14 protein-coding genes, 2 tRNA genes and 3 rRNA genes are annotated in these 19,077 nt (G+C 38.0%); 7 read left to right on the forward strand and 12 right to left on the reverse strand.

Translation table 11 applies throughout. The features are described 5' to 3' along the window. Nucleotides 1-12: 12 nt before the first annotated feature. Nucleotides 13-633, reverse strand: a complete 621-nt coding sequence (locus FJR45_RS10030) for a porin family protein (RefSeq protein WP_193150404.1) — start codon at nt 631-633, stop codon at nt 13-15. 80 nt (nt 634-713) lie between these two features. On the opposite strand from FJR45_RS10030, the gene FJR45_RS10035 reads away from it, so the two are divergent. Next, nucleotides 714-851 (forward strand): hypothetical protein, encoded by a 138-nt coding sequence (locus FJR45_RS10035; protein WP_193150405.1) that lies wholly within the window; start codon nt 714-716, stop codon nt 849-851. Nucleotides 852-933: 82 nt separating this feature from the next. Here FJR45_RS10035 and hepT read toward each other — a convergent pair whose 3' ends face one another. From hepT to FJR45_RS10050, 3 genes are all read right to left on the reverse strand, one after another. Then, nucleotides 934-1,329 carry a type VII toxin-antitoxin system HepT family RNase toxin gene (gene hepT / locus FJR45_RS10040; protein WP_193150406.1) on the reverse strand — a complete coding sequence of 132 codons (396 nt, stop codon included), beginning with the start codon at nt 1,327-1,329 and terminating at the stop codon, nt 934-936. Further along, nucleotides 1,322-1,738: a type VII toxin-antitoxin system MntA family adenylyltransferase antitoxin gene (gene mntA / locus FJR45_RS10045; RefSeq protein WP_193150407.1), complete on the reverse strand. Its 417-nt coding sequence runs from the start codon at nt 1,736-1,738 to the stop codon at nt 1,322-1,324. The genes hepT and mntA overlap by 8 nt, the downstream gene beginning before the upstream one ends. A gap of 69 nt (nt 1,739-1,807) precedes the next feature. Further along, nucleotides 1,808-2,185: a hypothetical protein gene (locus tag FJR45_RS10050; protein WP_193150408.1), complete on the reverse strand. Its 378-nt coding sequence runs from the start codon at nt 2,183-2,185 to the stop codon at nt 1,808-1,810. A gap of 482 nt (nt 2,186-2,667) precedes the next feature. On the opposite strand from FJR45_RS10050, the gene FJR45_RS10055 reads away from it, so the two are divergent. Further along, nucleotides 2,668-4,032, forward strand: a complete 1,365-nt coding sequence (locus FJR45_RS10055; RefSeq protein ID WP_193150409.1) for an IS4 family transposase — start codon at nt 2,668-2,670, stop codon at nt 4,030-4,032. A gap of 69 nt (nt 4,033-4,101) precedes the next feature. Here FJR45_RS10055 and FJR45_RS10060 read toward each other — a convergent pair. The 3 genes from FJR45_RS10060 to FJR45_RS10070 form a co-directional block, all read right to left on the reverse strand. Next, a tRNA-Arg gene (locus tag FJR45_RS10060) sits at nt 4,102-4,178 on the reverse strand. A 66-nt stretch (nt 4,179-4,244) separates the two neighbouring features. Further along, nucleotides 4,245-4,463 carry a hypothetical protein gene (locus FJR45_RS10065; protein ID WP_193150410.1) on the reverse strand — a complete coding sequence of 73 codons (219 nt, stop codon included), beginning with the start codon at nt 4,461-4,463 and terminating at the stop codon, nt 4,245-4,247. Nucleotides 4,464-4,470: 7 nt separating this feature from the next. After that, on the reverse strand, nt 4,471-4,698 hold the full coding sequence (locus FJR45_RS10070; RefSeq protein ID WP_193150411.1) for a hypothetical protein: 228 nt from the start codon (nt 4,696-4,698) through the stop codon (nt 4,471-4,473). 119 nt (nt 4,699-4,817) lie between these two features. Here FJR45_RS10070 and FJR45_RS10075 point away from each other — a divergent pair, with 119 nt between their 5' ends. The 4 genes from FJR45_RS10075 to aat are packed head-to-tail and all read left to right on the forward strand — an operon-like array spanning nt 4,818 to nt 9,229. Then, entirely contained in the window at nt 4,818-6,053 is a 1,236-nt protein-coding gene (locus FJR45_RS10075) for an aminotransferase class I/II-fold pyridoxal phosphate-dependent enzyme (RefSeq protein ID WP_193150412.1), read from the forward strand. A gap of 5 nt (nt 6,054-6,058) precedes the next feature. Next, nucleotides 6,059-6,358: an ATP-dependent Clp protease adaptor ClpS gene (locus tag FJR45_RS10080; protein ID WP_151899622.1), complete on the forward strand. Its 300-nt coding sequence runs from the start codon at nt 6,059-6,061 to the stop codon at nt 6,356-6,358. A 1-nt stretch (nt 6,359) separates the two neighbouring features. Next, nucleotides 6,360-8,537 carry an ATP-dependent Clp protease ATP-binding subunit ClpA gene (clpA, locus tag FJR45_RS10085; RefSeq protein ID WP_193150413.1) on the forward strand — a complete coding sequence of 726 codons (2,178 nt, stop codon included), beginning with the start codon at nt 6,360-6,362 and terminating at the stop codon, nt 8,535-8,537. Next, entirely contained in the window at nt 8,537-9,229 is a 693-nt protein-coding gene (gene aat / locus FJR45_RS10090; RefSeq protein ID WP_193150414.1) for a leucyl/phenylalanyl-tRNA--protein transferase, read from the forward strand. Before clpA ends, aat begins: the two co-directional genes overlap by 1 nt. Here the strand turns inward: aat and rrf are convergent. From rrf to FJR45_RS10110, 4 genes are all read right to left on the reverse strand, one after another. Next, nucleotides 9,225-9,341: ribosomal RNA gene (gene rrf, locus FJR45_RS10095) — 5S ribosomal RNA — on the reverse strand. The two genes, aat and rrf, sit on opposite strands and share 5 nt — an antisense overlap. A 295-nt stretch (nt 9,342-9,636) precedes the next feature. Beyond that, a 23S ribosomal RNA gene (locus FJR45_RS10100) occupies nt 9,637-12,529 on the reverse strand. Nucleotides 12,530-12,860: 331 nt separating this feature from the next. Beyond that, nucleotides 12,861-12,936: transfer RNA gene (locus FJR45_RS10105), tRNA-Ala, on the reverse strand. 138 nt (nt 12,937-13,074) lie between these two features. Beyond that, nucleotides 13,075-14,595, reverse strand: a 16S ribosomal RNA gene (locus FJR45_RS10110). Together the 16S, 23S and 5S rRNA genes with 1 tRNA gene alongside form the textbook arrangement of a ribosomal RNA operon. A gap of 613 nt (nt 14,596-15,208) precedes the next feature. On the opposite strand from FJR45_RS10110, the gene FJR45_RS10115 reads away from it, so the two are divergent. After that, a complete protein-coding gene (locus FJR45_RS10115) occupies nt 15,209-16,390 on the forward strand; it encodes an ISAs1 family transposase (protein ID WP_226966519.1) in 1,182 nt (393 codons plus the stop codon). Between the two features lie 94 nt (nt 16,391-16,484). Here the strand turns inward: FJR45_RS10115 and FJR45_RS10120 are convergent, their stop codons facing one another. Continuing rightward, complete coding sequence (locus FJR45_RS10120) at nt 16,485-19,073, reverse strand: M14 family zinc carboxypeptidase (protein ID WP_193150415.1); 2,589 nt, start codon at nt 19,071-19,073, stop codon at nt 16,485-16,487. Between the last annotated feature and the right edge of the window lie 4 nt (nt 19,074-19,077).

The following is a 19,077-nucleotide window of genomic DNA, read 5'->3' on the forward strand; positions in this document are numbered from 1 at the left end:
ATATTGTATATTTTAAAATGTATAACTGACACCGGCAAAAATATTATTTCCACGCGGACCATCTATCAAAGAACCTTCATACTCTCCTATAAGTGCCCAATGGGATGAAAGACCATATTCCATTCCTGCAGCATAGGTAAATCCGTCATTGGTTCCGTTAATACCAAAATCACTGATTTTTTCTTTCTCAATTTCCCATCCTACTTTTCCAAAAAGAACAATTTCCTCGTTTACATGATATCCATAAAGTAAATCTAAACCATAGCTGTAATAATCAGCCCCTGCGCTTACATCAGCTTCACCGACAACAGATTTTGTAACTGTAGTATGTGTATACGAAAAATCAAATTCCGTAGCAAAACCATAACCAAGTCTGTAGCCCAAGTCAATGCCAAATCCCTCTCCTCTGTCACCTTTTAATAGTGCTTCAGGCTCTGTACCTTTTGCTTCTTCCGTATAATTGTCACCCAGGCTTATAAGACCTTTTGTCACAATGTAAAGGTTACCCTCTTCATGGTGTTTTGCTTCAATATGTGCACGTGAAGCATCCTCTTCATGAGTCCCTTCCGCAGCAAAGAGTGTTGTTGAAAGCAAAAGCATTCCACTCAGGCATAAAAAATTTTGTATTTTCATTGTTTCTCCTTAAAATAATAACGTATTGTAATCTTTTTTTATAGAAAGAAAGCTTACTGTTTACTATAATAAGGAAAAAAATGGCAGTTGATAGAAAACAATTTATAAAAAAAATAGAACCTGGCTTAAAAGCGAACACTGATTATAATAAATTTTATTTAAACTTCAAACTAACAGTTAATTATTATTATTTAACTGTTAATCATAAGCAGGCATAGAGAAACTTTTTTGAAGAAACAGTAAATTATGTCATAAAATTGAGAGTAAATTTCACTACTCCTCAACATAGGGAATGTTAGGCTACACTACCTCTTTAGCCGCAACAGCAAATGCACTAAAGTCATCAATATACTCTAAAAATGAATATAACTGTTCAATATCGATACGGACATATTCATGAATCAACATATTTCTAAGCCCTATTGCACCTATAAGAGATTTAGAGAGTGAATTGGAAATATACTCAAATTTTTCTAGCTTCTCGATACATTCAACATAACTTTTAGAACTACCAAGATTATATTTTGCGGCAATATGACACGAAATATCTATAACTATCTGAATTGATTCAAAAATACCATAGCGAAGTGCCCATTCATCAAACTTATTTCGTCTTACATCATCAAGCGAAATTTTGTTTTGAAGTTCTTTTAGTGTAGAAATATTCTCTTCTAATTGCACTAATCTCTCAAGCATAATTTCTCCTTGCGAAATTTCCATTTTCTATACGATTTTTTAAACCTTTGAGATTTGTTTCAATGAGCTCTTTATGATCCAGGTAAGAGAGTTGTGCTTTTGTTTTAAAGTCAATATAACTCGTCTCATCTTGAAGTGTAATGAGTTGATGATTTTCTAAAATTGAAAAAACAAAATTTGGATCTTTTTTCTCAAGATCTCTTAAAAGAGAGATGTCCACTCTTTTATTTAATTTATTCTCTAACATGGCACTAATATAGCCTAAATCTTTTAATGATATGGTATCTTTTGTAAAAATTCCAATATCTATATCACTCATCTCATGCATAGTTTGTGTAACAGCGGATCCAAATAGCAGCACAAAATCAAAATTGTACTTTTTAAAAAAAGTTTGCAGTACGTTTATCATTTGCTTATTATAACAAAACATTACTATTCTTAACTTATCTTCAGCTCAAATTTTATTGTTTGATAGAATTCAGAACAACCACCCAATCTTCTCATCAAGATATTTACGCAGACCTTCAAACATATCAAGTGTTGCGATTGATAGTGTTACAACTATGACGGTAGCTAAAAAAAGCAGTTGAGCATATTGATGAAAATAGATACCAAACCCTATTATGTGAAGTATCATTATTATAAGAGAGACCATTGTTGTACTATCCGCATATTTTGAATACTCTTCAAATTTACCACTCTGCATAACAATCTTCACAAATCCATATGCCAATATAGCCATTATTACAATATCTCCAAAAAACATAAATCCAGTAATGGAGTAATCTGCTGGGAGTAGCCCCATATGGTGTAACCACTCATTGAGATCAAAGAGCATCTTATCAAATCCTACCATACCTCTTCTCCTTTTGTTTGACACTTGCAGTACAATCCGCTGAAAGGTCACATCTGTTTCCGTTGTAATAAATAATATCTCTTAATCGTCTCTCTTTTTTGTTTCTGTTCTTTGAGATTTTAAAAATTAAAGTTAAAGTCGCTAGCATAAGATTTTTTTCTTCAGCATGTCTTATAAAAAGTTGTTTTAAATATTTATTTTGTGTTTTTAGTGGCTGTTGATCAGTTTTACTTAAGTATTTCCCAAAGTATGTCCCATTAAATTCTTAAATGATTTTAAATTTTCTTTTGAAACACGACTATTAGGGGGGGGGTCAACGCCATTAAGTTAAGCAATGAGAAGAACTAAAAAATAGCTTGAAGTTTTAAAAAAAACTATAAAAAACATTTTGTAAAATCTTTACAAACCACTTAATATAGGGATTTCAAAGCTATCTGAAAGTGTTATTTGAGTATAATATATTTATATATTAAGGGTTGGTTATGTTAAAAAAAACTATCGAAATTTCGGGAGTTTTTAAAGACAAAAAAAGAGAAGAATCTTTCCAGATGAAACATAAAATTGGAATAAATTCTTTTACAAGGGATAGAAAGCTAGGGTTTGCTAAAATTATGACTATGATGATTAAAAAGAGTAATAAATCTTTACAAAACAGCATTAATGATACACAACTTGCTTTAGGTGAAGATGTCACTATCTCTAATAGTGCATATACGCAAGCACGAGCGAAACTTAACTATACAGCATTTGAAGAGTTTGCACAGATGGCAGCTGAAATCTTTTACAAAGATGGAGATTATGAAACCTATAAAGGATATAGAATCTTAGCTGTAGATGGTTCTATTGTAACACTTCCAAATACAGAGGATGTAAAAAAAGAGTTTAATCCTATGAAGGTTAAATGTCAGATAAAAGATTATGCTAAAGATGTCTCTCAAGCACGAGTATCTTGCCTCTTTGATGTGCTTAATAATATTGCACTTGATTCTTGTATTGAGAATAAAAATAGTAGTCAAATAAATGAGCTTATAGCTTATGATGAGCGAACTCTAGCGATGAATCACTTTGAGTATTGTAAAGAGGATGATTTAGTGCTTATGGATAGAGGTTATCCATCATTTGAACTCTTTGCAGTTGCTTATAATAAAACAAAAATAGTTTGTCGTATTAGAACAAATAGCTTCTCAAAAGCTAAGTTTCTTTTTGCTCCACATAGTGAAAAAAAAGATGTGATACTTGAGATAAATGCTCCTAAAATCATAAGAGATGATCTAAAAAGTCTGAATTTACCTACAAAGTTAAAAATACGATTTGTACAGGTAATTTTAGATAACGGTACTGTAGAAGTGTTGGCAACAAATGTACTTGATAGAGAAGTACTTAAAACATCAGAGTTTAAAGAGTTATACTCTCTTAGATGGGGAATTGAGACATACTTTGATTTGATAAAAAATAGACTCTCTTTAGAAAACTTTACAGGTCAAAGTGCATTATCAGTAAAACAAGATTTCTTTGCAACTATCTTTTTGACAAACTATGAATCTGCCATGACATACGACATAAACCAAGACCTAAAAGAGAAAACCAAAGAGAATAAATATATCCAAAAAGTAAATAAAGCAGTCTCTTTTAATATCATCAAACATAAGGTATTTGACCTTTTTTATTTGGATGAACCAATAGAAGATATGCTTGAGCAGATGGAGAAACTTTTTCTGACAAATACAATAGTAATTCGACCAAATAGGAAATCAAAACCACGGCTGGATAAAGATATACAAAAGTCCACCATAGCCACCAATTCGATAAATTATCTTAAAATGAAGAAGAAAAATGTTGGAAACTAATCAGCAGGAAGTTCGTAAATTAGGTGGTTGTAGGCTTAACTTAATGGCGTTGAAGGGGGGGGTTAGTTATGGTGCGCCCGACATGATTCGAACATGTGACCGCTGGTACCGCAAACCAGTGCTCTATCCAGCTGAGCTACGAGCGCACACCATTCTCTGATTGAGAGGGTGAAATTATAGCACTTTTAACTTATATATTTATAAAACACAATCTAATCTTCGATTTTCACCAATATTTCTTCTACTTTTTGATTTTGTACATATAATTCATGATTTTTTCGGACATATGCCTGGAGTAAAACTTTAATATCGTTATTTCCTTCCATATTAAAATCTTTCGACATCTGTGTATGTAAAAAATTGGCAAATTTGTCTTCTACATCAACATCAAATCTGCGACCTCCTATATGTAGTCCAATCTTTTTACTCATTATATTATTAACCTAAAATACTTTCAATTTTATTCACAATTTCTTCTATTTCTATGTCTTTTTGAGCATTTTCTTCATGGAGTCTTTCAATTTCCTGATTTTTCAATGCACAGTCTGCCTTGAGTGTCACTATTTCATTTCGCATCATTTCATTTTCACTTTTAAGTGCATGATACTTTTCAAGAATTGTTGAAACTTTTTCACTGAGTTTATTCAAAGTTGTTTGATTATCCATTTGCATTTCCTAATATTAATTAATAAATTTCTGCTTTAGAATTCTAACATAATTAAAGTATACAGGATAAATATTATCTCTAATTTGCTATAATTTACAGATTATTAAAAGGTTGAAATATGAATAAATTTGAAAACTACTGCACAAAATTTGTACAAAGTATCGGAAGCAAAGAAGGAGCGGTCTCTCCGAGTATAGTTTCCTCAGCTTCTTTTTCTTACGGAAGTCCGGAAACAGCAGAAGGAATTTTCAATGGCAGTGTAAAAAAACCTCTCTATTCAAGAATGGGCAACCCTACAACAGCAAAACTTGAATCAATTATGGCAGAAATGGATGAGGGTATCGGTGCTGTCGCTACAAGCTCAGGCATGGGAGCAACGACTCTTGCCGTTATGTCGTTACTCTCTCAAGGCGATGAAATCATTAGCATAGGCGGACTGTTTGGCGGAACATATGCTCTGTTTGATGAAACGCTGAGCAGATTCGGGATTACAACACATTTTTTTGATGTTGAGGCATTCGACGCTATAGAAAAAGCCATAAATGACAATACAAAAATAATTTTTTTAGAAAGTGTCGGCAATCCGAACATGCGGCTTCCCGATATTAAAAGAATCGCCTCCATTGCAGACAAATACGATGTGGCACTTATTGTTGACAATACCATTACTCCCTTAAGTGTTTCGCCATTAGCACTTGGTGCGGACATTACCGTTTACTCCACTACAAAAATCATTTCGGGAAATTCCTCTGCACTCGGTGGCTGTGTAGTTTTTCGTGCCATCAGTGAAAATGCTGACAAATTTAAAACTCAGCGTTACCCATTTTTGCAAAAATTTATTAAAAATGCAGGGAAAACAGCCCTCATACCAAATGCAAAAAAACGAGCTTTACGAGACTTGGGAATGAGTGCAAATGCACATGCCAGCTATCAAACACTACTCGGACTCGAAACGCTGGCACTCCGACTTCCAAGAATAGTCAAAAGTGTTGAAACAGTGGCTCTGGAACTTGCCAAATATGGTATAGCGGTAAACCATCCGTGTATTCAGTCTCACCCTCACCATGCACGGTATAAAGAAGATTTTCAATACGGATGCGGAACACTTTTAACAATTGATATGCAAAGCAAAGAGCGTGCATACGACTTTTTGCGCAAAACAAAAATAGCAACAATTACTGCCAACATAGGCGATTCAAGAACACTCGCCCTGCACATGGCATCAACGATATATAGTGATTTTGACGAAAAAACTAGAGAATTTCTGGGAATTACCGATGGTCTTATTAGAATTTCTATCGGACTTGAAAACCCGGTAGAAATTATAAATGATTTTATTCAAGCAACAAAGTAGAAAAAATGGCAACAAAAACAGATTTAGAAATAGACGAACAGACAATACTGAAATATCCAAAAAAATATTTTGTATTTTTACTCAACGATGATTATACGCCTATGGATTTTGTAGTCGATATTCTCATGGAGATCTTTCATAAAACATATGAAGAAGCGCAGGATATTATGCTTGAAGTACATAAAAAGAACAGAGGTTTGTGTGGTGTTTACACATATGAAATCGCAGAGACAAAGCTTAAACAAGTACGTCGCAAAGCGAAAGACAACGGCTTTCCCCTAAAAGCCACGATGGAGGAAGAATAACATGATAAGCTCATCACTCAATGATATATTTCAAAAATCTGTAATATTTGCAAAACAGCTCCACCATGAATACCTGACAATCGAGCATATATTTTACCTTTTGTTAAGTTCGGATGAAGGCGCATCAATTATAGAAACATGTGGCGGAAATGTGCCAAAAATGAAAGAAGAACTTGGTGAATACATCAAAAAAAACATGGAAACACTTCCTGCCGACATAATACAGGACCCTTATGAAAGCGTAGCGCTTTCGCGTTTGATTGACAAGATGGTGCGTCATGTTCAGTCATCTGGTCAAACGAATGCGGATATAGGGGATCTTTTGGCAACTCTTTTTGAAGAGAAACATACATTTGCCTATGCTTTGCTCAATAAATACCAAATAACAAAACTGGATATTTTGGAAGTAATTTCACATCCTGACACAGACCAGGATGAAGAAGAAAAAGAGTCTAATTTACGAAAATACACAATAAACCTTATAGAAAAAGCCAAAGAGGGAAAAATTGACCCTGTGATAGGCAGAGACAACGAAATTCAAAGAGTCACACAGATACTCTGCAGAAGAAAGAAAAATAACCCTGTACTTGTGGGCGAACCGGGCGTTGGAAAGACAGCAATAGCAGAAGGACTGGCTTTACGCATTGCAGCGGATGATGTTCCTGACATAATCAAAGACTCTAAGCTTTATGCACTTGATTTAGGGGCATTGCTTGCAGGAACAAAGTACAGAGGAGACTTTGAAAAACGCCTTAAAGGTGTTATGGATGAACTCAAACGTGAACCTAAAGCAATTTTGTTTATAGATGAAATTCATACACTTATAGGAGCAGGAAGCACTAGCGGAACAATGGATGCAGCCAATCAGCTCAAGCCTGCTCTTGCTTCAGGCGAAATAAAATGTATGGGAGCTACAACTTTTGCAGAATACAGAAACGGATTTGAAAAAGACAAGGCGCTCAGCAGAAGGTTCTCCAAAATAGATGTTAACGAACCATCAAAAAAAACAAGCTATCTGATTCTCAAGGGACTTCAAAGCAAATATGAAAAGCACCATTCAGTACAATACACAAACAAGGCATTAAAAACAGCAGTAGATCTCTCTAAACGCTACATTACTGACAAATTTTTACCGGATATTGCCATAGATTTAATTGATGAAACAGCAGCATCATTTCATCTTCAAAAAAGAAAAAAAGAAAAGGTAACTGCAAATGATATTCAAAAAACTATAGCATCCATTGTGGGTATCAGTAATTCAAAAATTTCTCATAATGAAACGGCATCTTTGCAACATTTAGAAGATAAACTCAGACAAAGAGTTATTGGTCAGGAAAAAGCTGTAGAGATGGTGACAAAAGCCATTAAAATATCAAAAGCAGGACTAACACCTCCGAACAAACCTATAGCATCATTTCTATTCTCAGGACCGACAGGCGTAGGTAAAACTGAGCTGGCAATTGCATTAAGTGAAACCTTAGGGATAAATTTTGAAAAATTTGATATGAGCGAATATATGGAAAAACATGCTCTCAGCCGTTTGGTAGGAGCACCTCCTGGATATGTAGGGTATGAGCAGGGAGGACTGCTTACAGAGGCTATTAAAAGGCATCCTTATACTGTACTGCTGCTCGATGAAATAGAAAAAGCACATCCGGAACTCATAAATGTTTTACTGCAGATAATGGACAGTGCAACGCTCACTGACAATAATGGATATAAGGCAGATTTTCAAAATGTTATACTGATTATGACATCAAATATTGGAGCTCAGGCTAGAAATGTTATGGGATTCAATAAAGATGAATCTATCTCAAAAAATGAGGAGTTAAAATCATTCTTTACTCCTGAATTCAGAAACAGACTGGATGCCATTATAGAGTTTGACCAATTAAGTCTGAGCATTGTTGAAGGGATTGTCAAAAAATTCATTACAGAACTCAATAAAGAATTAAAAAAGAAAAAAATAACTGTCAGTGTTTCTGATAAAGTCGTAAAATTCATTGCAGAAAAAACATATTCACCTGAAATGGGAGCAAGACCGCTTAAAAGGTATATCAAAAACAATATCACTGATAAACTGAGTGATGAAATCTTATTTGGCAAACTTAAAAAAGGCGGAGAAGTAGAGGTCACTGTAAAAAATGATACCTTAGAAAATATATATAAAGAGGCTTAATGTATCTACCCCAGCTTGACAACTATTCACTCTCTTTTCCTGACCCTCATGATGCCAACAAAGAAGGTATCGTAGCCTGGGGAGGGGATTTAAACCCTTCGAGGCTGCTAAAAGCCTATCAAAATGGTATTTTCCCCTGGTATTCACAACAAGACCCGATACTGTGGTGGTCAACCAATCCACGCCTGATAATGGAACTCGATGATTTTAAATTAAGACATTCATTGAAAAAAAAATTGAAAAAGTTCGAATATAAATTTGACACTGATTTTGAAAAAGTCATACAAAAATGTGCCTCTGTCAAAAGAAAAGATCAAAATGGTACCTGGATTAATAAAGAACTTGCAGAATCATTCAGCGTTTTACATGGCATGGGTATAGCACACTCGGTTGAAAGCTATTTAGATGGAAAACTGGTAGGTGGTTTGTACGGGTTGACAATAGGAAAAGTATTTTGCGGAGAATCAATGTTTGCAGAGGTCAGTGATGCATCAAAAGCTGCATATGCGATTTTAGTAAAACATTTAAAGTTCTGGGGTTATGATTTTATAGACTGTCAGGTACCGACACAACATCTTAAATCGTTGGGAGCAAAAGAAGTTTCAAGAGATTATTATCTTGAACGTTTGTATAAAGTAAATATGGATATTATAAAAAATGAATGGATTGTAGAAGAAAATCTGATCAACTAGGCAGCGACCTACATTCCCACAAGTGAAACCTGCAGTATTATCAGCGATGAGAGGCTTAGCTTCTGGGTTCGGAATGGGGGCCAGGCGTTTCCCTCTCTCTATAGCCACCTAGACAAGATCAGATATAAAGACATCTAATTGATGTGTTTATATCTGATCTCATAAGGATCAGTTGAGTGAGTTTAATGATTGCTCATTAAGTTAGAATTGGTAAAATCAACAACAGTTAAACTAAATAACCTGACAAATCTTTCTCTTATTTAATGTGTTTATTAATCTGCTTCGTAAGAAGCTAGCTTTAGTCGCCTCAGCGGCGCAAGCGAGTAAAAGGAACAAGTTCCTTTTACGGACTAACAAATATATACACTAAATAAGGTAGTGAAGCAATTGTGTTCACTTAAGAACTTGGTAAAAAGACAAACGTACTATTAGTACTGGTCAGCTAAACACATTACTGTGCGTACACATCCAGCCTATCAAGCTTGTAGTCTTCAAGCGTACTTCAGGGAACGTTCATCTTGGAGTTGGCTTCCCGCTTAGATGCTTTCAGCGGTTATCTCATCCGTGCGTAGCTACCCAGCTATGCCCTTGGCAGGACAACTGGTGCACCAGTGGCACGTCCAACCCGGTCCTCTCGTACTAGGGTCAGCTCTCCTCAACGTTCCTACGCCCACGGAAGATAGGGACCGAACTGTCTCACGACGTTCTGAACCCAGCTCGCGTACCGCTTTAAATGGCGAACAGCCATACCCTTGGGACCTGCTCCAGCCCCAGGATGCGATGAGCCGACATCGAGGTGCCAAACCTCCCCGTCGATGTGAGCTCTTGGGGGAGATCAGCCTGTTATCCCCGGCGTACCTTTTATCCTTTGAGCGATGGCCCTTCCACACAGAACCACCGGATCACTATGACCGTCTTTCGACTCTGCTCGACTTGTATGTCTCACAGTCAGTCCGGCTTATGCCATTATACTCTACGAAGGATTTCCAACCCTTCTGAGCCGAACTTTGTAAGCCTCCGTTACTTTTTAGGAGGCGACCGCCCCAGTCAAACTACCCACCAGACATTGTCCTCGCACGGGATAACCGTACGGAGTTAGCTATCAGAATTTCAAGGGTGGTATCTCAAGGATGCCTCCCCTGGAACTGGCGTCCCAGGTTCAACGGCTCCCACCTATCCTGCACATGAATATCCCAATAGCAGTGTCAAGCTATAGTAAAGGTGCACGGGGTCTTTCCGTCTTTCCGCGGGTAGGAGGAATTTTCACCTCCACTACAATTTCACTGGATCCCTTGTTGAGACAGCTCCCATCTCGTTACGCCATTCATGCAGGTCGGTATTTAACCGACAAGGAATTTCGCTACCTTAGGACCGTTATAGTTACGGCCGCCGTTTACTCGGGCTTCAATTCATGCCTTCGCTAATGCTAAGCAATCCTTTTAACCTTCGAGCACCGGGCAGGCGTCACACCCTATACATCCACTTACGTGTTAGCAGAGTGCTGTGTTTTTGGTAAACAGTCGGGAGGGACTCTTTGCTGCGACCTATAAGTGCTTTGAGAAGCAAGTTCTCTAACACTACAGGCACACCTTATACCGAAGATACGGTGCTAGTTTGCAGAGTTCCTTAACAAGGGTTCATCCACGCGCCTTAGAATACTCATCTCACCCACCTGTGTCGGTTTACGGTACGGGCAACATTACATCTCGTTTAGAGGCTTTTCTCGGCACGACAGTATCAAGGGTTCTGGTCGCTCTCCGAAGAGATTGACCAGCCTGTCAGATCTCGGTCGCTTGACACACGGATTTGCCTATGTGTCGACCTACGTCCTTCGAGCCACAATTTCCATCAGTGACCCCCTTTAACTCTATGCGTCCCCCCATCACTCAAACGATGTAATGTCGGTATCGGAATATTAACCGATTTGCCATCGTCTACCCCTTTCGGACTCGACTTAGGTCCCGACTAACCCTACGATGACGAGCATCGCGTAGGAAACCTTGGGTTTACGGCGAAGAAGATTCTCACTTCTTTTCTCGCTACTCATGCCTGCATGCTCACTTCCATCCGCTCCAGTACTCCTTACCGGTATACCTTCAGCGCTGAATGGAACGCTCTCCTACCACTTACAGTAAACTGTAAATCTAAAGCTTCGGTGTTTATCTTAGCCCCGTTATATTTTCGGCGCAGAATCGCTAGACCAGTGAGCTGTTACGCTTTCTTTAAAGGATGGCTGCTTCTAAGCCAACCTCCTGGTTGTCACAGCAACTCCACATCCTTTTCCACTTAGATAAAACTTTGGGACCTTAGCTGTTAGTCTGGGTTGTTCCCCTCTCGACATAGGATTTTATCACCCTACGCCTGACTCCCGAGGTTACACGTATAGTATTCGGAGTTTGATAGGGTTTGGTACCGCGGTAAGCAGCCCTAGCCCTGTCAGTGCTCTACCCCTATACGCTAATGCTCGAGGCTATACCTAAATATATTTCGGAGAGAACCAGCTATCACTGAGTTTGATTGGCCTTTCACCCCTATCCACAAGTCATCCCAAGAATTTTCAACTTCTACGGGTTCGGTCCTCCACTGGCTCTTACACCAGCTTCAACCTGCTCATGGATAGATCACTCAGTTTCGGGTCTGCAGCATCTGACTATGTCGCCCTATTAAGACTCGCTTTCGCTACGGCTTCTCGTTCGATTAACCTTGCCAGATACCACAACTCGCAGGCTCATTATGCAAAAGGCAGTCCGTCACACTTATTTAATAGTGCTCCGAATGATTGTAAGCCATAGGTTTCAGGTTCTATTTCACTCCGCTCACCGCGGTCCTTTTCACCTTTCCCTCACGGTACTTGTTCGCTATCGGTCTAGTAGTAGTATTTAGGGTTGGAGGGTGGTCCCCCCATATTCAGTCAAGATAACACGTGTCCCGACCTACTCGTTCCATACCTTAGTTCCACACATATGTTTTCGCTTACGGGAGTATCACCCTCTATGCTCATCCTTTCCAGAATGTTCTGCTAACAAATGTGCTAAATGTATGCGCCCTGTTCCAATTTCGCTCGCCGCTACTCTCGGAATCTCGTTTGATTTCTCTTCCTCTAGGTACTGAGATGTTTCACTTCCCTAGGTTCGCCCCACCCGAAGGTGGTAACGTGATTCGCACCACGTTGGGTCGCCCCATTCAGAAATTCCCGGATCAAAGCTTCTTGGCAGCTCCCCGAGACTTTTCGCAGCCTAGTACGTCTTTCATCGCCTCTACTAGCCAAGGCATCCACCTATGGCCCTTAATATCTTTTTATTCTATGTTGCGTTCACTACCTTATTTAATGTACTATTGATAGTCCCATTAAGAAACAAGTTCCTTTTAGAATTATCATCACACTAAATAAGATGAATGATCTGTTATTGTAGTTATTTAGTTTATAATAAATCTCTTTATTATAGTTGTTGACTTTAACAATTGTAATTTAATGATCGTTTGGTTTTTAAACCAAATATAAATTCTTATGTGTTTAAGAACTTATATTTAATTTAGAAACTTGTTTGATTTTTGAAGAAGTTGTGCTGAAAAAGATTGCGTAGCGTACTTTCGTACGTGAGTAAGCTTTTTCAGTGCAAATTCTCAAAAATGGTGGAGAATAGCGGGATCGAACCGCTGACCTCCTGCGTGCAAGGCAGGCGCTCTCCCAGCTGAGCTAATTCCCCATTTATAATCGTAATTCAAATGAACACAGATCACTGAAAACTAAGCAAGTAAGACTTAGAAGATGACCAATAAACTATTTCTCTTGTGAGATTTTCTTGTGTTGAGCCAATCAAACGAATGATTGCTCTTTACTCTAGAAAGGAGGTGATCCAACCGCAGGTTCTCCTACGGTTACCTTGTTACGACTTCACCCCAGTCGCTAATTCCACCGTAAGCGGTAGCCCCCCGAAGGTTGGCTTCCCGATTTCGGGTGAAATCAACTCCCATGGTGTGACGGGCGGTGAGTACAAGACCCGGGAACGTATTCACCGTAGCATTGCTGATCTACGATTACTAGTGATTCCAGCTTCATGGAGTCGAGTTGCAGACTCCAATCCGAACTGAGAGACGCTTTAAGTGATTAGCTCCACCTCGCGGTATCGCAACACTCTGTACGCCCCATTGTAGCACGTGTGTAGCCCTAGCCATAAGGGCCATGATGACTTGACGTCGTCCTCACCTTCCTCCTCCTTACGAAGGCAGTCTCCTTAGAGTGCTCAGCTTAACCTGCTAGCAACTAAGGACGAGGGTTGCGCTCGTTGCGGGACTTAACCCAACATCTCACGACACGAGCTGACGACAGCCGTGCAGCACCTGTTTTCGAGCTCCCCGAAGGGCACCCCGCCATCTCTGGCAGGTTCTCTCAATGTCAAGGCTAGGTAAGGTTCTTCGCGTATCTTCGAATTAAACCACATGCTCCACCACTTGTGCGGGTCCCCGTCTATTCCTTTGAGTTTTAATCTTGCGACCGTACTCCCCAGGCGGTTCACTTAATCTGTTAAGTGCATCACCGCCCTGACTAGCAGAGCGACGACTAGTGAACATCGTTTAGGGCGTGGACTACCAGGGTATCTAATCCTGTTTGCTCCCCACGCTTTCACGCCTTAGCGTCAGTTATGTTCCAGGAGATCGCCTTCGCTTTCGGTATTCCTAGTGATATCTACGGATTTTACCCCTACACCACTAATTCCATCTCCCCCTCCCATACTCTAGGTCGGCAGTTTCAAATGCAGTTCTACAGTTAAGCTGTAGGATTTCACATCTGACTTGCCAACCCGCCTACGCGTCCTTTACGCCCAGTGATTCCGAATAACGCTTGCACCCTCCGTATTACCGCGGCTGCTGGCACGGAGTTAGCCGGTGCTTATTCATATGCTACCGTCATTTTCTTGACATATAAAAGGAGTTTACACACCGAAATGCGTCATCCTCCACGCGGCGTTGCTGCATCAGGGTTTCCCCCATTGTGCAATATTCCTCACTGCTGCCTCCCGTAGGAGTCTGGTCCGTGTCTCAGTACCAGTGTGGCGGATCATCCTCTCAAACCCGCTACCCGTCATCGTCTTGGTAGTCTCTTACACTACCAACTAACTGATGGGATATAGACCGATCCCTTGGCGGAATCCATTTCCCGACTACTCTTATGAGCAGAAGGAGTATCCGGTATTAATCATCGTTTCCAATGGCTATCCCGGTCCAAGGGGCACATTATCTATATATTACTCACCCGTGCGCCACTCGTCAGCATAGTAGCAAGCTACTATCTGTTACCGTTCGACTTGCATGTGTTAAGCACGCCGCCAGCGTTCATTCTGAGCCAGGATCAAACTCTCCATAATTGGTCGGTGTCGGAAGTAATTCCGTCACCTACGCTAACGCTTGGTTTCGCTCAGCGCGAGGCTCGAAGCACTGCTGCTTCTTGTCTTTTGCTTATTGAACTCTACTTTACTATTAACTTTTATGAAAAGATAAATAAATTTAATTACTGATCTTTTGCCCAAGATTATTAAATCATTGGCTTTGTTATTTTAAGTCTTAATAAAACTGCTTAAGGTCTTATTACTAGACTGTATAGTTATCTATTACTATTAAGGGAACCATTCAGGTAAACCTGTATGGATTTCAAAATAGAATAGACGGTTGTTGTTTATTAGTTATTTCTAAGTAATTTATCTCTTTAACTCTAAAGTTAAAAAGTCTCTTACTTGCTTAGTTTTCAATGATCTCAAACATATTCAGCGGCTTCAACTCGAAGTCTCTTTAGGCCTTTTAAATAAGGTCTCTCTGTTTGTGGATGGGAATTATAGGAGAGTCTTGCTTAGAAAGCGCTTAATGTTTGGTGGGTTTTTGAAAAAGTAGGTAAATCCCACGAAAAATAAAATAAATCTTAATCAATAGATTCAAAAGAACTGGAAGAAATATTGCTTAGACTCCTAAAACAAGGAGTTTACCATCAAATTAACACGCACAAAAGCCTTACTTGAATCGCTAAAAAGTATCCCAGACTATAGAGTAGATACAGGGAAGATAGAATATCCATTGCACGAAGTTCTTTTCATGACACTTTTTGCACTTATCAAAGGAAATACAACTTTTAAGGATATATTTTCATGGATGATATATAACAAAGACAATGCAATACTCAAAGAGATTTTTGATAAAGAAGAGATAACGATTCCTTCCAAATCAACATATCATCGTTTATTGATAAACACAGATAATAATGCTTTGGAAAAAGTATTTAGAGAGTTCTTTTTTCCATTCATTGCACAAGAAAATATTGCTATTGACGGGAAGTGGCTGAGAGGTAGCGACGTGAATGGTCAATACACACAGGAAAGACATAAAGCAATACTAAATATCTTGGATAAAGATATAAAAATAGTGTTTGCTCACAAGTTTTTAGATAAAAATAAGAGTAGCGAAATTACTGCACTCAAAGAGGTTTTAAACGATAATATTTTTAGCAATGAAGGACAGATATTTTCCTTTGATGCACTGCTTACTCAATCAGAGATTCTCAACACTATTGATGAGCAAGGTAACAGATATATAGCAAAACTCAAAGATAACCAGAAACACCTCAAAGAGAAAGCTATAAAGACCATAGAAGAGTTTAATCAGCCTACAGATAGAGTTGATGATGAAGATAGCTATTTAACTGAAAACAACAAAAGAGTCTCTCGAAAAGTAGAAGTTTTTCAAAATAAAAGTGCTGATTTAGTTATGTATCATGAGAACTTTCAAAATATTCAATCACTCATTAAAGTGACGAAAACATTAACAAATGCACAGACTGGTGAAGTTACAATTTCAACTCAATATTTAATGGCTAACTTTAAAACAACTGCAAAAGAGTTTCTTCAAAAGATACTGCAACATTGGAGAGTGGAAACATATCACTATCACTTAGATATGCTTACTGAAGAAGATGACCATATAGCATATAAAGAGCCTTTCTCTATAGCTATTCTTAGAAGTTTTACTGTTAATCTTTATCAGTTGTTTTTAAATGAGAACAAAGATAAAAAGGTACTCCTAACCGGTAAAACTACAATGGCAGATATTAAAAGAAATGCTCTTTATCGTGATGATTTTAGTGTTCAATTGATTGAATCAAACTATATTGATTAAGATTTGTTTTATTTTTCGTGGGATTTACCTATTGAAAAAGTTTTTGAAGTTTTTTATTTGTTACTTTTTTTAGAGGTTTGACCCAAACAAACCTCTAACTGTTTACTTCAATATATACAGGCTCAGAAAAATTTGGAACATCATCATATGAAAATACTGCATAATATTTATGGACATTCAAATCACCAAAATTATCATACGTATAATTATCACTGCCTCCATAAAGTTTTTGCCCATCATAAGGAGAGCATGGAACCTTGAATCTGTTTTTCACAACAATAACACCTCTGTAACCGTCGTCTTCAGGATTCTCCCACTGCAGTTTTATTATTCCGTTTTCCATACTTGCCCGTAAGTTTTCTACCTGTTTTGGCGGATTTTTCCTTTTACGGATATAATCCAGAGTCAAAATTGGTTTATCTATTTTTTTATTGTCTATCCAGTTTACATCAGTATTTTTGGACATCTCGGTTTCTGATGAAGCGGAAATTACAAAAAAGGCTTTCTTGTTTTCTTTTGCCAGCTCAAGCATTTCCTGAATTGCATATGTATCAAAAACAAATCTCTGTTTAGAGGATCTCTTGATATCTGTAATACTTACGTCATATCCGATTCTTTCAATAATGTTTCTGTTTTTTATCTTTTCATATGTTATTTCACCGCGAATAGGCTCTACCAGTTCTATGTGAAAACGTAAATTATTCTCTTTTGTATTCACCTGATATGCCTGTAAATCTATATACGCATCAGACACTACGGTATTTTCCATATCCGGTAAATTCAATAAATCAAATTCAATGCATGCATATTTCAGATTTCCACTTGCGTCATATCCGGATTTAAGCGCACTGTCTTTTATATTGTCATGATTGACTGTAAACTCATAAGAAGATTGAATATCCAGTTTTGCTTCATGTATGGTATACGAAATATCAAGCTTTGGTCTGTAGGTTAATCCTCCACTGAATTTTCCATACCCGATATCCCACTGCATCAGCTGAGAAGACCTGTCAAGCGGCAAAGAGGTCGGTCCTTGCATTCTAAAATAGGCTTCCCGTCTTTTTAAAGCTTTTTCAAGAACTTTTATTTCCTGTTGTGCAAACTGATATTCTCTCCATATACCCTGAGCCAATTGATGTGAAGAGGTTGGTCTATCTATATAAGAAAGCATTTTTGCATTTTTTATATCATCAAAACTGTCTATTTTCTCTATTGTACGCTCATCCATCTGTCCAACCCGCCACTGACCATAGCGTTCAACCTGTACAGCAACCCGGTTCATCGGATAAAATGAAATTTTTGCTGCTGTAATAATCGCATTTTCCGGAATTGTCATTAAGGAGAACCCACACACTCCGTAACACTCCCCTTTTTGTTCTGAAATTCCGACAAACAGGGAATTGTTCCCAAAATGTTCTCTGTTCTTTTGGGTCTTTTCTCCGACATATCCTATTTTACTTGCAATGGGATATAAAATTTTGGAAAACATATTTTCAGCCGGTTTTGTTCTTACCGCAACAAGCTGAGCATAGGGTGATTTAATTGATTTGTCTTTGCAAACCGCACGAATATAATAATAATAATTTGTCGAACTCTTTAAATTGGAATCTGTAAAACTTTTCATTTTTGTCATGGCAATTCGATTGGAGGCCTGCGCAAACCCTTTAAGTTTTGTTGAACGATAAATTTCAAAATAAATTGTTTCGTCTTCTATATAGTCCCAGCTGAGTTCTACCTCTTTTGCCCCAATACCTGTTGCTACAAAATTTTCAACACGTTGTAAGTTGTTTTCTTTTTTGTAATTGTTTACTTCGGAGAGAGCCATAATCAAAGCAGGAATATTTTCCTGGATATTTTCACTCATATGCTCAATGTAGTCACTGATATTTCTCGTTCCAACTTCTGCTACAAGAGAAAGAATTCCCTGAGAATAGTAAAACTCACGTCCGCTTCCTGAAATGAGATGCACAGGCGGTTTTCCCATATGAATGCCGTATTCGCGAGAAGACTCTTTTCTTATTTCTTCCGCCATATTTCCCGCCAACAAATTCAGGTCAATAGCATCCTCCGCATCTTCATGGATAAAATTGTGAGCAGGAAAAAATACATTGCCCTGAGAATGGTAGTCCAAAGCAATTGTAATATTTTTATGTTCGAGTATAAAATCTCTAATGGCTGCGGTTTCTGGTTCACTGAACGGTTCCGGACCGGAGTAGACATTCGAAGTATAATTTTTGTTTGGGGTAAAACCTACACTGAAATTTCTGTTTAAATCAACCCCGTAACTTCCGTCAGGATTTTTTCTACGGTTTTTTCTCCAAAAAGAAAAATGATTTCTTGAGTATTCAAAACCATCCGGATTTGCACAGGGAACCATATAAAGTGTTGTATTATCCAGGATTTTGTTAAGCTGTGGATCATAATCAATATGTTCCAAAATATATTTTGCAAAAGCAAGAGAAAGTTCTATCCCTATCCATTCTCTGGCATGAATTGTGCCTGTGTAAAAAAGTGCAGGCTTCTTTACATGTAAGTCTACATTTTTAGTGATTGAGACAGCAATGATATCTCTGCTTTCCCATGTTTGCCCTATTGTCTCTACTTTAACAAGATTTGGATGTCTCTTTTGAGCAGAATTAAAAAAATTTATACATTCATCATATGAACTATATTGTTGTCTCAAGCTG

This window comes from Sulfurimonas sediminis (genome assembly GCF_014905115.1).
In the GTDB taxonomy this organism is placed as follows: domain Bacteria; phylum Campylobacterota; class Campylobacteria; order Campylobacterales; family Sulfurimonadaceae; genus Sulfurimonas; species Sulfurimonas sediminis.

Bases quoted from the DNA above. Each gene is read 5' to 3' on its own strand.
- FJR45_RS10030 (WP_193150404.1), bottom strand. From the start codon at position 633: ATGAAAATACAAAATTTTTTATGCCTGAGTGGAATGCTTTTGCTTTCA.
- FJR45_RS10035 (WP_193150405.1), top strand. From the start codon at position 714: ATGGCAGTTGATAGAAAACAATTTATAAAAAAAATAGAACCTGGCTTA.
- hepT (WP_193150406.1), bottom strand. From the start codon at position 1,329: ATGCTTGAGAGATTAGTGCAATTAGAAGAGAATATTTCTACACTAAAA.
- mntA (WP_193150407.1), bottom strand. From the start codon at position 1,738: ATGATAAACGTACTGCAAACTTTTTTTAAAAAGTACAATTTTGATTTT.
- FJR45_RS10050 (WP_193150408.1), bottom strand. From the start codon at position 2,185: ATGGTAGGATTTGATAAGATGCTCTTTGATCTCAATGAGTGGTTACAC.
- FJR45_RS10055 (WP_193150409.1), top strand. From the start codon at position 2,668: ATGTTAAAAAAAACTATCGAAATTTCGGGAGTTTTTAAAGACAAAAAA.
- FJR45_RS10065 (WP_193150410.1), bottom strand. From the start codon at position 4,463: ATGAGTAAAAAGATTGGACTACATATAGGAGGTCGCAGATTTGATGTT.
- FJR45_RS10070 (WP_193150411.1), bottom strand. From the start codon at position 4,698: ATGGATAATCAAACAACTTTGAATAAACTCAGTGAAAAAGTTTCAACA.
- FJR45_RS10075 (WP_193150412.1), top strand. From the start codon at position 4,818: ATGAATAAATTTGAAAACTACTGCACAAAATTTGTACAAAGTATCGGA.
- FJR45_RS10080 (WP_151899622.1), top strand. From the start codon at position 6,059: ATGGCAACAAAAACAGATTTAGAAATAGACGAACAGACAATACTGAAA.
- clpA (WP_193150413.1), top strand. From the start codon at position 6,360: ATGATAAGCTCATCACTCAATGATATATTTCAAAAATCTGTAATATTT.
- aat (WP_193150414.1), top strand. From the start codon at position 8,537: ATGTATCTACCCCAGCTTGACAACTATTCACTCTCTTTTCCTGACCCT.